General features: G+C 57.4%; 14 protein-coding genes. 9 read left to right on the plus strand and 5 right to left on the minus strand.

Annotation, left to right across the window (positions count from 1 at the left end):
• Window positions 1–32 precede the first annotated feature (32 nt).
• From OHL21_RS17215 to OHL21_RS17225, 3 genes are read left to right on the plus strand one after another with little or no spacing between them, the layout of a single operon-like run.
• Window positions 33–1262, plus strand: coding sequence for a glycosyltransferase family 4 protein (locus OHL21_RS17215; RefSeq protein WP_263418523.1), 1230 nt, complete (start codon window positions 33–35; stop codon window positions 1260–1262).
• A 42-nt stretch (window positions 1263–1304) separates the two neighbouring features.
• The gene (locus OHL21_RS17220) at window positions 1305–2480 is read left to right on the plus strand and encodes a glycosyltransferase (protein ID WP_263418524.1); all 1176 of its coding nucleotides are present in this window, start codon (window positions 1305–1307) and stop codon (window positions 2478–2480) included.
• 1 nt (window position 2481) lies between these two features.
• Entirely contained in the window at window positions 2482–3084 is a 603-nt protein-coding gene (locus OHL21_RS17225) for an LbetaH domain-containing protein (protein ID WP_263418525.1), read from the plus strand.
• A gap of 151 nt (window positions 3085–3235) precedes the next feature.
• Here the strand turns inward: OHL21_RS17225 and OHL21_RS17230 are convergent, their stop codons facing one another.
• Together OHL21_RS17230 and OHL21_RS17235 are read right to left on the minus strand one after the other, a co-directional pair.
• Window positions 3236–4060, minus strand: coding sequence for a glycosyltransferase family 2 protein (locus tag OHL21_RS17230; RefSeq protein WP_263418526.1), 825 nt, complete (start codon window positions 4058–4060; stop codon window positions 3236–3238).
• A 54-nt stretch (window positions 4061–4114) separates the two neighbouring features.
• Window positions 4115–4495 carry a response regulator gene (locus tag OHL21_RS17235; RefSeq protein ID WP_263418527.1) on the minus strand — a complete coding sequence of 127 codons (381 nt, stop codon included), beginning with the start codon at window positions 4493–4495 and terminating at the stop codon, window positions 4115–4117.
• Window positions 4496–4679: 184 nt separating this feature from the next.
• Here OHL21_RS17235 and OHL21_RS17240 point away from each other — a divergent pair, with 184 nt between their 5' ends.
• Both OHL21_RS17240 and OHL21_RS17245 read left to right on the plus strand, forming a co-directional pair.
• Window positions 4680–6062, plus strand: a complete 1383-nt coding sequence (locus OHL21_RS17240; RefSeq protein WP_263418528.1) for an ABC transporter ATP-binding protein — start codon at window positions 4680–4682, stop codon at window positions 6060–6062.
• Window positions 6059–7819: an ABC transporter permease gene (locus OHL21_RS17245; protein WP_263418529.1), complete on the plus strand. Its 1761-nt coding sequence runs from the start codon at window positions 6059–6061 to the stop codon at window positions 7817–7819. Before OHL21_RS17240 ends, OHL21_RS17245 begins: the two co-directional genes overlap by 4 nt.
• Before the next feature lie 156 nt (window positions 7820–7975).
• Here the strand turns inward: OHL21_RS17245 and OHL21_RS17250 are convergent, their stop codons facing one another.
• Window positions 7976–8581 carry a redoxin domain-containing protein gene (locus OHL21_RS17250; protein WP_263418530.1) on the minus strand — a complete coding sequence of 202 codons (606 nt, stop codon included), beginning with the start codon at window positions 8579–8581 and terminating at the stop codon, window positions 7976–7978.
• Between the two features lie 201 nt (window positions 8582–8782).
• Here OHL21_RS17250 and OHL21_RS17255 point away from each other — a divergent pair, with 201 nt between their 5' ends.
• The gene (locus OHL21_RS17255; protein WP_263418531.1) at window positions 8783–9037 is read left to right on the plus strand and encodes a glutaredoxin family protein; all 255 of its coding nucleotides are present in this window, start codon (window positions 8783–8785) and stop codon (window positions 9035–9037) included.
• On the opposite strand, the gene OHL21_RS17260 is transcribed toward OHL21_RS17255, so the two are convergent.
• Window positions 9027–9464: a putative signal transducing protein gene (locus tag OHL21_RS17260; protein WP_263418532.1), complete on the minus strand. Its 438-nt coding sequence runs from the start codon at window positions 9462–9464 to the stop codon at window positions 9027–9029. The genes OHL21_RS17255 and OHL21_RS17260 overlap by 11 nt on opposite strands.
• A gap of 58 nt (window positions 9465–9522) precedes the next feature.
• Window positions 9523–9915, minus strand: coding sequence for a MarR family winged helix-turn-helix transcriptional regulator (locus OHL21_RS17265; RefSeq protein ID WP_263418533.1), 393 nt, complete (start codon window positions 9913–9915; stop codon window positions 9523–9525).
• Window positions 9916–10096: 181 nt separating this feature from the next.
• Here OHL21_RS17265 and purB point away from each other — a divergent pair, with 181 nt between their 5' ends.
• The 3 genes from purB (at window position 10097) to OHL21_RS17280 (ending at window position 13516) form a co-directional block, all read left to right on the plus strand.
• Entirely contained in the window at window positions 10097–11407 is a 1311-nt protein-coding gene (purB, locus tag OHL21_RS17270; RefSeq protein ID WP_263418534.1) for an adenylosuccinate lyase, read from the plus strand.
• A 229-nt stretch (window positions 11408–11636) separates the two neighbouring features.
• A complete protein-coding gene (locus OHL21_RS17275; RefSeq protein ID WP_263418535.1) occupies window positions 11637–12875 on the plus strand; it encodes a glycoside hydrolase family 28 protein in 1239 nt (412 codons plus the stop codon).
• Between the two features lie 71 nt (window positions 12876–12946).
• A complete protein-coding gene (locus tag OHL21_RS17280) occupies window positions 12947–13516 on the plus strand; it encodes a YkgJ family cysteine cluster protein (RefSeq protein WP_263418536.1) in 570 nt (189 codons plus the stop codon).
• Window positions 13517–13588 lie beyond the last annotated feature (72 nt).

Below are 13588 nucleotides of genomic sequence, written 5' to 3' on the forward strand. Positions count from 1 at the left end.
ACGTTCATTCAGGAAAGGAGTTCCACGTCCGCATGATGGGTGACCGTCAAGTGTCCTCCAGGCGCAAGCTCCGGCTCGCATACCTGGTTACGCATCCGATCCAATATCAGGCCCCGTTGCTCCGCCGTATCGCTCAGGAGCCGGACATCGACCTGACTGTTTATTTCGGTTCGGACTTCTCGGTTCGTGGCTACAAAGACCAGGGGTTCGGCGTCGAGGTGAAATGGGACGTTCCTCTGCTCGAGGGTTATAAATACGAATTCCTACCCCGGATTCTCGACAACGTCGCTTCACCAGGTCATTTGCGCCCCCTGAATCGAGGTTTTTTCTCCAGAATCGCCCGGCATGACGTCCTTTGGACCCATGGGTACTCCAGCGTAAATGCTCTCCATGCCATGGTGGCTGCAAGGGCGCTGGGGGTACCGGTCCTGCTACGGGCCGAGCCATGGCTGGCGGACCGGCCAAGAGCCGGATGGAAGCTGGCTGTAAAGAAAGCCTACTTTGCGGTTCTGTCGCATCTGATCGATGCGACCCTGCCGATCGGAACGCTGAATAGCCAGTATTGGAGCTATTACTTCGGGGAGGATGTTCCTCAGTTCCTTTTCCCGTATGCGGTCGATAACAGTTATTTCCAGCAGCGCGCCATTCCCGCCCGGGAGAATCGAGCGCAATTACAACAGGAGTTCAACCTCGATCCATCGCGGCCGGTGATCCTGTTCGCCTCCAAACTGCAACAACGCAAACACTGTGACCATCTGCTGGAAGCCTACCTCCGGCTTTCGCCAGGGCAAGGAGCTGATCCGCATCCCTACTTCGTCATCGTCGGAGACGGAGAACAGCGGGCGCAACTGGAAGCGCGAGTCAAAGAGTCCGGATGCACTAGTGTCCGCTTTGCCGGTTTCCGCAACCAGACAGAACTGCCCCGTTTCTTCGATCTCGCCAGCGTCTTCGTCCTCCCCTCACGCCATGAACCCTGGGGGCTGATTGTCAACGAGGTTATGAATGCGGGACGGGCAGTGATCGTTTCGACCGATGTGGGTTCTCAACCGGACCTTGTAACCGACGGTGTCGAAGGATGCGTCTTTCCGGTTGGTAATATCGATGCACTGACCGATGCTCTGCGGCGTGTTTTCGCAACACCAGACACGCCCGCGGCAATGGGCAGAGCTGCTCTGGAACGCATCAACCACTGGAGTTTTGAAGAAGATGTGCAGGGACTGCGGCAAGCGCTCGCGCATGTTACCGGCAACTTTATTGCCTGAACTGTTTTATTACTGTTATCCCCTGAGAATCTTTGCCAGACCATGCGCATTCTGCACATTATCCGGACGATCAATCCCGAAGCTGGAGGACCGGCTGAGGCTGTCCGTACACTGATCAGCTATAAGAATCTCGGTTATGAGGGAGAGGTCCTTACACAGGATGCCCCGGATGCGCCGTACCTGAAAGGACTGAACTTCCCCGTGCATGCGCTGGGACCGGTCCATTCCACCTACGGATATACCGCAAAGATGATTCCCTGGCTGAAGAAAAATGCCTCGCGCTTCGACGGCGCGGTCGTCAACGGGCTCTGGAACTACGGGGGAATTGCCGCGTACCAGGCGCTCCGCGGCCAGATTCCGTATGTTGTCTTTCCCCACGGCATGCTTGACCCTTACTTCAAGGCGGCATATCCGCTCAAACATTTCAAGAAGCTCTGCTACTGGCTTTCGGCCGAGTATCGGGTACTGAAAGAGGCCAACTACGTCCTCTTCACCTCGAACGCGGAAAAAGATCTCGCCGAGAAGACCTTTCCGATTTACCGCTGGAATCCGCACGTCGTTCCCTACGGCGCCGATCATCCGCACATCCAGAGATCGGAAGCGCTCCGGGCTTTTTATGAAGCCGCACCCTATCTTGAAGGCAAGCGTTTTCTCCTGTTCCTTGGTCGAATTCACCCCAAAAAAGGCGTGGATCTTATGCTTGAGGCCTTCGCCAAGACTGCGGCTCTCGATCCGGATCTGCATCTGGTGATTGCAGGCCCGGACCAGGTGGGATGGCGCCAGGAATTGCAGACCGTTATTGACAAAGCCGGTCTGACCAGCCGTGTCCACTGGCCCGGCATGCTCAAAGGAGCGCTCAAATGGGGCGCGTTCTATGCCTGCGAGGCATTTATTCTGCCGTCGCACCAGGAAAACTTTGGGATTGCTGTCGCAGAGGCCCTCGCTTGTGGAAAGCCCGTGCTGCTCTCCGATCAGGTGAACATTGCCCCTGACATCAAAGCCGATAATGTCGGCTTGGTAGAGCCGGACACCCTGGAAGGAACCCTAAACCTGTTTCGCCGCTGGCACGGCCTTTCTCAGGAAGAACGAGCGCGGATGTATGCGCAAGCACCGGTCACCTTTCGTACACGGTACGATATGAAAGAAAACGCGAAGACAATCCTGCGTCTATTCGAAGATGCGCGGACAAATGGTTCACGCGACAGCTCAGGCAAATAACATGGCTCGACAGCTCGATTACAAATCGACCACGGCGCTGACCGCAGACCAGAACGGCGATCCGTATTTGCGGCCTTCCTTCTCGCTCAGCAATCGCCTGATGCGCCTGACGTGGAATATCACCTGGCTGTTGCTCTACCGCCCATCTCCACGCCCGTTCCATGGATGGCGCAGCCTGCTGCTTCGCCTCTTCGGCGCGAAGGTCGGCCCCAATTGTCATTTCTATCCGGGTTCCCGGGTCTGGGCGCCGTGGAACCTGGTCTGCGGGGAACAGGTCACTCTGGGGGATGGAGCCGAGGTCTACAACCCCTCCATCATTACCTTTGGCTCTCATGCTATCGTCTCGCAGCAGGGATACATTTGCGGAGCAACACATGATTATGACGATAAGAACTTTCCCCTGCTGAGTTACCGTATGACCTTTGGCGCGTATTCCTGGATATGCGCTCGCGCCAATGTCAGTCCCGGCGTCAATGTCGGCGAAGGAGCCATCCTCGGCCTTGCCTCAACGGCAACTCGCGACCTTGAGGCATGGGGTATCTATGCCGGCTCGCCTGCGGTGAAGGTAAAAGAACGCAGAAACTTCCTGTCCGAGATCGAGTAAGCGAGACAAAAAGGTCCTTCTCTCTCTTCGGTCAGGATGAGCGTCCTCATAAAAGGGGGGATGATCTAGAGCATTTTCTTGCAGCGGCGTGTTCATTGCGGAAGATGCTCATAGATGCGGAAGCCGGCACTACGCCTACAGGGAAAAGGCTCTATTCGCGGCGAAGGTTCCGGGCTTCCCATAGCTTGGCATCAATCAGAAACCGGAACCAGAAAGTCTGCAGGGTATAGAAGATAAAGCCCTCCATGCCATCCAGAAACCCGAGCCGGACAACGTACCGGTAGAACCAAAGGCCGAAGGGACGGACGAAGTACGGCAGATTGTTATACATCTGCCGCAGGGCACGTTTCTTTTCAATCACGTTGCCGGACAACTTTGCGCCTACCCGTCCCGCAGTCTCTCCCTTCAACTGCTCGCGGACCTCGGCATCGGCCCAGCGGTTATGGCGGAAGGTCCATTCGGAGAGAGACATCCGGATATCGTCGATCATGGAATACTTCAGTTGCGCCGTGGTGCCAGTGCAGATGAAGTGCTGATCGTATTCGCGTACCTCACAGCTTCCCTTGCCCGACTTGAACAGGCGCATGTGCCAGGTCGGCGACATGGCGCCGTGACGCAACACACGACCCAGAAACTGCAGGTAACGCGGCAAAAAGAAGCCGTCCGTCGCCTGTTCTTCAGGAAGAGCGGCGATCTCTGAGGCCAGTTCAGGCGTCAGCCGTTCGTCAGCATCCAGGTGAAGCTGCCAGCCATATCGAATGGGGCAGTTGGCTATCGACCAATTCCGCTGGGCGCCATAGCTTTCAAAGGGATGGTAGAGCACCTGGGCGCCGGCAGCCTTTGCCAGGTCCGGTGTGCCGTCAGTGCTTCCGGAGTCGACAACGTGAATGTCATCTGTCAACGCGGACACGCTGGCCAGCGTAGCTGGCAACGAGTCGGCGGAGTTATACGCCAGGATAATTACCGAAGGCCGCAAACCGTCTCCTCATCCAAGACGAAAATTTCTACAGATTTTTGATTTCCGATCGCGTCAGCCGCGCAGCTTCGCCAGCAGGTCGGTGGGGTGCACGGGCTTTGCCAGAATCTCGAATTCATGTCCCTGGCTCCGTGCCTTGTCCAACAGGTCGGCCGTGGCGGCCTGTCCGCTGAAAAGCAGAATCTTGCAGTGAGGAAGACGCATACGCGTCTCAATTGCCGCTTCGATACCAGTCATCCCGGTCATAATGACATCACTGATCAGCATGTCCGGGCGGAAAGAGTCCAACGCCTCCACGGCTTTTTCGCCGCTATAAACAGCCTTTGCCTCGAAACCGGCCTGGTTGAGAATGATCGCCAGCGTATTCGCAATCACCTGCTCATCGTCCGCTACCAGCACCTTGGCGCGTGGCTGATTCCCTGTGGTCTCTGTCATGGGGTGAGTCCTTACCTCAAAGTCAAAAAATTTCCACCGGCAGCTTGCACAACCTATTATCTGCGCAAAAGCGTCTGACGCGCCCGCTGAAACAATGATACGCTGTCCGCAGCGTTGCCGCTTGCAAGTTGTGAATTTTCAGCAACAAACGGCTTATCAAACTCAACATTAAAAATCAAGAAGCATGCAGCCAGCCATCATTCGCGCCGAGCGCGTCGAGAAATATTATTCCCAACCGAGCGAGAACCGCATCCAGGTTATCTCGCCGACGGACCTCTCCATCGTCCAGGGAGAGATCATCGCCTTGCTTGGGCCTTCAGGCTCCGGCAAGTCGACCCTGCTGCGCATGCTCACCGGTCTGTCCACGCCTTCGGCCGGGCAAGTGTACTGGCACGAAGCGCCGATCCAGAGCGCTGACGTGAATGTCAGCATTGTCTTTCAGTCGTTCGCACTCTTTCCATGGCTCACGGTTCTCGAAAACATCGAGGCGCCATTGAAAGCACGCGGTGTCGATGCGGCTACACGCCGCAAGCGCTCTATCAAGATCCTCGATACCGTTGGTCTCGACGGCTTCCAGGCAGCTTATCCCAAGGAGCTTTCGGGAGGCATGCGCCAGCGCGTCGGCTTTGCCCGTGCCCTGGTCGTTGAGCCCGAGGTCCTGTTTATGGATGAGCCGTTCTCCGCCCTTGATGTCCTTACGGCGGAGAACCTGCGCTCAGAACTGCTGGAACTGTGGCACAAGAAGACGATCCCGACGAAGTCGATTTTCCTTGTGACCCATAACATTGAAGAGGCGGTCCTGCTGGCAGACCGCATCATCGTGCTTGGCCGTAACCCGGGCCATATCCGTACGGACTTCCGCGTCAATCTGGCCCACCCTCGCGACCGCAAGGCAGCCGCGTTTACACAGCTTGTCGACTATATCTACAAGGTACTCACTCAACCTGAGGCCCCCGCGCCGGCACTTCCGAATATCAATGGCCGCCGTGTTCGCGACCAGCGCGAGATGAAGTACCAGATGCTGCCGCACGCACGTCCCGGCGGCATCGCGGGTCTGCTTGAGTTTCTGCTCGACCACGGCGGCAAATCCGATATCTATCGCCTGGCCGATGATCTTGCCTTCGAAATCGATGACCTATTGCCCATCGTCGAAGCTGCATCGATCCTGAAGTTCCTCACGGTAACCGAAGGCGACGCCGCCATCACCTCTTTGGGCGCCGAGTATGCCAACGCGGAGATCCTTCGCCAGAAAGAGATCTTCCGTGAAGCCGCGGTAGAGAACGTGCTGCTGTTACGGCAGATCGTTCGCGCACTGCAATCGAAGTCTGACCACACCGTGCCGGAGGACTTCTTCCATGACACGCTCGACGAGGTCTTTTCTGAAGAGGAGACTGTCCGGCAACTGGAAACCGCGATTAACTGGGGCCGTTATGCGGAGATCTTCGACTTCGACTCGACGCGCCGCCGCTTTACCCTTCCCGAGTCGGCTCTGGCCGAGCCGGAGAGCGCCTTCGCCGATGCTTCCGAGGCAGAGGAGGAGAAAGACAAGCAGGAGACCGGTCTATGATCCAGCTGCCCGCCGGCTTCCATCTGCGGCGTGAGACTCTCGCTCGCTCTGTCGTTGTCCGCCGCAGCTGGCCGGTCTTCCTTGACCTATGCGTTGCAGGGATTCTGTTGGCCTGCTTCTATGCCATCGTGCAGGTTGCCCGTTACTGGAACTCGTCTCCACGTACGGATTTCGCCATCTCCCTCTCGCCGCATGCATTGCCGATGTACGCCTTCTTCTCGATTGTGCGCATCGGCTTTGCCTATGTGTTATCGCTCGCCTTCGCGCTGATCTACGGCTATATCGCTGCCTACACACCGCGGCTCGAGGGCCTGATGCTGGCGTGCCTGGACATTTTGCAATCGATCCCGGTACTCAGCTTCCTGCCAGGAGTCATGCTCGCGATGGTGGCGCTGGTTCCAGGTCATCAGCTCGGAATTGAGATGGGCGCGATCATCCTGATCTTCACAGGACAGGCGTGGAACATTGCGTACAGCTTCTATGCATCTCTCAAGTCGATTCCACGTGAGCTGACTGAGGCGGCACGCATCTACAACTTCTCTCCGATACAGCGTTTCTTCCATCTGGAGCTGCCGTTTGCCACCATCGGTCTGATCTGGAACTCGATGGTCTCAGTCGCAGGGGGATGGTTCTTCCTGATGGCCTGCGAGATGTTCATCCTCGGCAGCCGCGACTTCCGCCTGCCGGGCCTTGGATCCTATCTGCAGACAGCGGCAGCGAATGGCGACTTCCGCGCCATCACCTACGGCCTGCTCACGATGATTGCGATCATCGTCGCCACCGATCAGCTTCTGTGGAGACCGCTGATCGCATGGAGCGATAAGTTCAAGTTCGAGCAGACGGAGAGCTCGAACCGCGTCTCCTCACCGTTACTCCATCTGCTGCAACACTCCTCCGCAATTCGTCACCTGCGGCAGCGTACGCTACGTCCGATCAGCGAACTTTTCTATCGCACGTCGCACAAACGCCGCGCAGCACAGCACCTGCAATCTGCTTCGAACTCCAGGGTGCAGAAGATGCTGCGCTATGTCGCTGCAGGTTTGTTTATCGGCATCGTGCTATTTGCTGCCACCCACGCCATCGTCCTGTTACGAGAGGTGCGGCTGCGTCAGATTGGCATGATCTTCCTCGGCGCGGGCGCGACCTTCCTGCGCGTCTTTGCTGCACTGCTGATCGGGTCCGCCTGGACCATCCCGGCCGGTGTAGCGATTGGCTTGCATCCGCGCCTGGCCCGTATCGCCCAACCCTTGGCTCAGATCGCGGCATCCGTGCCCGCGACGGCCGTCTTTCCGGTACTGCTGCTTGCGATCGTGAAGGCGGGCGGCGGACTCGGTATCGGATCTATCGCACTGATGCTGCTGGGAACCCAGTGGTACATTCTGTTCAACGTGATTGCCGGAGCGATCGCTATTCCGAGCGATCTGCGCGAGGTAGGCCGCCTGTTCCGCTTCTCCACAGTCGAGAAATGGAAGGTGATTATTCTGCCGTCGATCTTTCCCTACCTGATTACCGGTCTGGTGACAGCGTCCGGCGGCGCATGGAATGCCTCCATCGTGGCCGAGTACTTCCGGTTGAAGAATCAGACTTTATCTACGTTCGGCCTGGGAGCGCAGATCTCCGCAGCGACGGATGCCGGCCAGTTCCCGGTTCTGCTGTGGGCAACCATCGTGATGGCGTTGATTGTCGTCACCATCAATCGCCTGCTGTGGCGGCCGATCTACCGGATTGCGGAGACCCGCTACAAGCTCAGCGCGTAGAAAAGCGGCCTTCCGGCCGCTTTTCAGTTGCTAGTTCCTAGTTCCTAGTTCCTAGTTTCTGGTTGCCAAAAAACAACTTCTCTCCAAACAACAACCGGAAGAACAACGGCATTCCGCGCCTGCCTCAACTAGCAACCAGGAACCAGCAACCAGCAACTAGTTCACGTACTTCACGGCACATCCATAGGGCCGCGTCGACGTTACAGCAACCGGCTGGCCCGCCATTGCCGCCGTCAAGGCATCGTTGAGATAGTTCTTCGCACCCTTCAGCGTTGCCGGATCGGGTGATGGTTTATCGTCAATCGCTCCCATATACACGAGCTTCCCCTGGGGATTGATCACAAACATATGCGGAGTCGTCCTGGCGTCGTACAGGTGGCCGATTGAGCCCGATGGGTCGAGAACGACTGCCGATGCAGCAACCTTCATCTTCCTGATGTAGTCATTCTCCTGCGCGGCGGTGACATATCCCTGCTCCCCAGGAGCGGACGAGATAATGCTCAGCCAAACCACACCTTTATCCGTCCATTGTTTCTGCAGGGCTTCCATGTTGCCGCTCTCGTAGTGCTTTCTCTCGAACGGACATCCCTGGTTATGCCACTCCAGCACGATCCACTTGCCTTTGTACTGTGAGAGCGACTGCGTTTTGCCGTTGGAGTCCGTTCCCTTGAAGTCCGGAGCGGTCTCCCCCGGCTTCACAGCCATCGCAGGCAGCGTCAATCCTGCTGCCAGGCCCAGTACCGCTAGTCGACGAGCTATCATACGCACCTCCGCGTGGCCAATATTTTGCGCTGGGTAGAGTAGCCCCCGCAAGTCCCGGCATTAGACACTCACTAGAGCATTTTCCCTGCAGGTGTAGAGTCGGGTTTCCGCATCTATGGGCGTTTTCCGCAATGAAAACGCCGCTGCACGGCCCCTTCCCGATACCCAGCAACAGGGAAAATGCTTTAGTACACTGAAAGTATGGAGCTTACTGTTTACTCCGCCGGCTGGTGCCGGGACTGCCGCGAAGCCAAGCGCTTCCTCACCAAGCACAATATTCCCTTTACCGAGATTGACATCGAGAGCACACCTGGAGCTTCTGACGAAGTGATCCGCAATGTCGGTAAACGCGCCATTCCACAGTTCGTACTCAATGGACAGTGGATCCAGCCCTATCGCCCGGGTGAAGGTTTCCTGCACGACGAGATGTCAGAACTCTTCGGCGTTACAGGCTAAGTTCGGGCTCTTTGCCATCATCGATCCATTCCACGCGGCAGCTCTCGCAATGCCAGCGGTCACTGGGGACGGGCACCGGAAAACCGAGCCAGAGCAGGAAATAGCTCCAGCCTTTGCGGATGCCTGGATGGGAGACATCCAGAGAACCGCACTGCGGACACCGAGGCTGCGGTTCAGGATCTTCTCCATCCGCCACGTCTAGCAATTCCGGAATAGGTGCAGCCAGCAGCTCCCTCGCCCGCTCGAGGTCAGCAGGCGCTACCTGCAGCCGAATCCATCCGATGAACTGTGAGTAGCCCCAGTCCATCCGGACAAAGTTTTCATCCTGCAGAAAACACTGAATACCATCGCTCTCCAGCAAGCTGCGCGCGATCATGGCAGCGGTCAGATCGCGGAACTTCTCGACATTTACCAGGGCTTCATCCATGTGCTGCCCAATCTTACCCTTAGGACGCTCATCGGGATGACAACGCCACGTCCCGGACTTATTTGCTCATGACCTTTTCCAAAGCCACCTTGATCTGGGGTCCGACGCGTTCAAGTTCCAGGAGGTGCCGATCGACAAGACGCATGAGGATCCTTTCTCCGCGCGGTGTTAGCTTTAACACAACCCTGCGGGCGTCAATCAGATCACGCTTGCGAAGCAACAGCCCTTCTTCGACGGCGCGGCCGACCAGCTCCACCGCGGAGTTGTGCTTCAAGTACATCCGCTCGGCAACGTAGGCGATCGTTGGCTCCGTTGCCGCAAAGACAACCTGCATAAGCTGGTACTGCTGGGCATGAATTCCCTCTTCAGCAGCGGCTTCCTCACTGAAGAAGAGAAAGCCCCGCAGGGTGTGACGGAACTCGACCAGACGTTCAAGGCGATGTGCGTTCATATTTATATCGTAACACGATACAAAAGAGGTTAAAAGTTGCAAGTTGCAAGTTGAAGAGGTACTGGATGGGCGGCTTATGCATTCTCGACACACCCAATCAGACAACCCGACGCTACCTCGCTAGTCCAACTGGCAACTGGCTCTCCGGTAAACTAGTGTTTTCAGGGAGAAATTCACAGAAATGATCGCGCGCTATACCCGCCCGGAGATGGGCAAAATCTGGTCTGACGAGAATAAGTTTGCCTCCTGGCTGAAGGTGGAGCTGGCGGCCACGGATGTACTGGCCGAGCACGGCATTGTTCCCAAAGAGGCAGCGGTTGAGCTGCGCGCCAAGGCGAAGTTCGATGTCGCCCGCATTCGTGAGATCGAGCTGGACACGCGCCATGATGTCATTGCGTTTACAACCAACGTCGCCGAGAACGTGGGGCCTGCTTCGCGCTGGCTGCACTATGGCCTGACCTCGACCGACGTGGTCGATACCGCCCAGGCGCTGCAACTGGCGTCCGCCAATGCGATTCTCCGCGAAGGCATCCTGAAGCTGATCCTGGTGTTGAAACGCCGCGCGCTTGAGTTCAAGCACACGCCGATGGTTGGCCGCACCCACGGTGTCCACGCAGAGCCGACGACCTATGGCCTGCGCCTTTTGCTCTGGTACGCCGAGATGCATCGCAACCTCAAGCGTTTCGACGCGGCAGCCGAAGATATGCGTATCGGCAAGCTCTCCGGAGCTGTGGGGAGCTTTGGCCACCTGAAACCCGAACACGAAGAGCGCATTTGCGCCTTTCTGGGCCTGCAGTCTGCTTCCGTTTCGACCCAGGTGCTGCAGCGCGACCGTCATGCGGCCTACATCGCTACTCTGGCCGTCATTGCCAGCACCCTGGACAAGATCGCCCTCGATATCCGTCATCTGCAGCGCACCGAGGTGCGTGAAGCGGAGGAGTTCTTCTCTGCCAAGCAGAAGGGATCGAGCGCCATGCCGCACAAGCGCAATCCAATCACCTGCGAGAACATCTGCGGCCTGGCCCGCGTGATCCGCGGCAATGCGCAGGTAGCGCTGGAGAACGTCGCCCTGTGGCACGAGCGGGATATCTCGCATTCATCAGCGGAGCGCGTCATTCTGCCCGATACGACCATCGCGCTGGACTACATTCTGGACAAGACCTCTAACCTGATCGACAAGCTGCTGGTCTATCCGCACCGCATGATGAAAAATCTGGAATTGACGGGCGGCCTCGTCTTCTCTGGCCAACTCCTGTTGGATCTGGCCGAGTCCGGAATGCTACGCGAGGATGCATACAAGCTGGTTCAATCGCACGCCATGGCCGCATGGGCGAGCGAAGGCGAAGGACCTACCTTCAAGGAAAGAATTGCCGCCGATCCTGAGGTTACAAAACGTCTATCGCCCGAGAAGATTGCGTTGGCATTCACGTTCGAACGGCAACTCGCGAATGTCGACACCATCTTTGAACGGGTATTGAACGAATACGCTTAAAAGCAGTTGCCAGTTAACAGTTTCCAGTTGACGAGGTACTGCATGCGCGGTTTATGCATTTTCGACACAACCAGCCAGGCAACGCGACGCTGCATCGCTAGTCCACCGGCAACTGCCAGAATTGGTCAGTCCACTTATTGACTGTCGACCATTCGAGCCGATAGGATTTCCTGCGGAAACATCCAATTCTCCCGAAAGTGGTCTCCGCATGTCGAAATCTCTCTTGGCCATGGCCCTACCAATTCTGATGACGGGAGCTGCGTATGCGGCCCCGGTCTGCAATGTGACCCAGTACGGCGCGAAGGCCGATGGGACGACGAAGAACACCGCCGCGATTCAGAAGGCCATTGATGATTGCTCTGCGAAGAAGGGCACGGTTGTGCTCTCGGGTGGAACCTTTGTCTCCGGTCCTCTGGTGCTGAAGAGCGATATCACCTTCCGCGTGGAGAAGGGCGCGACGCTGCTGGGATCCGCGGACCACGAGGATTATCCGAAGATCGAGGTGTTGCGCGCCGCGGGCCGGCAGTCGCTGATCTCGTCTGATCACGCGGAGAACATCATCATTACCGGCGGCGGCATAATTGACGGCAACGGCGAGAGCTGGTGGAAGGAAGCGCGAGCGACCAAAAACGCCGGTTTCGTTGGCGGCGATACCATCTTCCGTCCGCGCCTGGCGGTCTTCAACTACTCCAAGCACATCAAGATGGAGGACATCACCTTCCAGAACTCACCCTCGTGGCAGGTGGTTCCCTACTACTGCGACGACGTGATCATCCGCAACGTCCGCATCCTTGCGCCGGAGCATTCGCCGAACTCTGACGCGGTCGATCCCTTCTCGACCTCGAACATGATCATCGATCACCTATACGCCGATGTGGGCGATGACAATATCGCCATCAAGTCCGGCCTGGTGAACTCGCCCGGTCCGGATGCTCCATCGAAGAACATCACCATCACTGATTGCACCTTCATGCACGGCCACGGGCTTTCGATCGGCAGCGAAATCGCTGGCGGCGCGCAAAACATCCGTGCCGAGCGCATCCACTTTGATGGCACCGATCAGGCGCTGCGCATCAAGGCCAACCGCGACCGCGGAGCCGATGTCTCGAATATCGTCTTCAAGGACATCGATATCAAGAACGTCGGCATGGCCATCCTGATCTCGGAGTATTACCCGAAGGTGCTTCCGCCCGAGGGCGATTCGGCCCAGCCGGTAACCCGCCTGACACCGCTCTTCCACGACATCACCATCGAAAACGTCACTGCAACCAATGCCAAGACTACTGGCGTCATCATCGGCCTGCCGGAATCGCCGGTGAAGAACGTGGTGCTGAAGAATGTGCATCTGGAGGGCGGCGCGGGCTTCCGCATCAGCGATGCCACCGTCACGGCGGAGAACTTTACTGTCAAGGCCGAGAAGGGTGAGGCGGTCACTGTTCTGCCTTCCGCGAAGCTGACGAAGAAGTAAGTCTGCTCAGGCATCCACGAAGGCCCGGCAGATGCCGGGCCTTTGGCTTTAAACTGGTAACAGGCAATCCCGTGACTGACCAGGAACTCATCCAGATTACGACGGCGGCGCTGGCCTCATCTGCGCAGCGGGCAGGACATCGTCTTGCATGCCGTCCTGGATGTCATCAGTGCTGCGTCGGTGTCTTTCCCATTTCACAACTCGATGCGCATCGTCTGCGTGTGGCGTATGAGGCGTCTCCAAAGCGAGCAGTGATCGAAGCGCGTGTGCGGGATGCTATTGTTCGCCTGAGCCCCGAATTTCCGGGAGACGCGGCGACCGGCCTGCTCGATCCGGACGATCCTGCATTTGAGGACTTTGGCAACGATGAACCCTGTCCGGTGCTCGATCCGGCGACCGGGACCTGCGATCTCTACGAAGCTCGCCCGATCCCTTGCCGGACCTTTGGTCCTCCGATGCGTACTGAAGATGATGGTCTTGCTGTATGTGAGTTGTGTTTTACGACAGCGACTCCCGAGGAGATTGCAGCTGCGGAGGTAGATCCGACGTTCCTGTCACTGGAAGAAGAGATCAACGCGCAGTATGAACAAAAGACAGGCAAACGTGGACCTACGTTGATTGCCTGGGCGTTGCGAGAATAAGTGCCACTCCTTGCGACAGCTCTATAGCGCGGGCCTTCAGCCCGCCATTCTTCACTTGTATTCATACCTGGG

The sequence above is a fragment of the Terriglobus albidus genome (assembly GCF_025685425.1).
Classification (GTDB): Bacteria; Acidobacteriota; Terriglobia; order Terriglobales; family Acidobacteriaceae; genus Terriglobus; species Terriglobus albidus.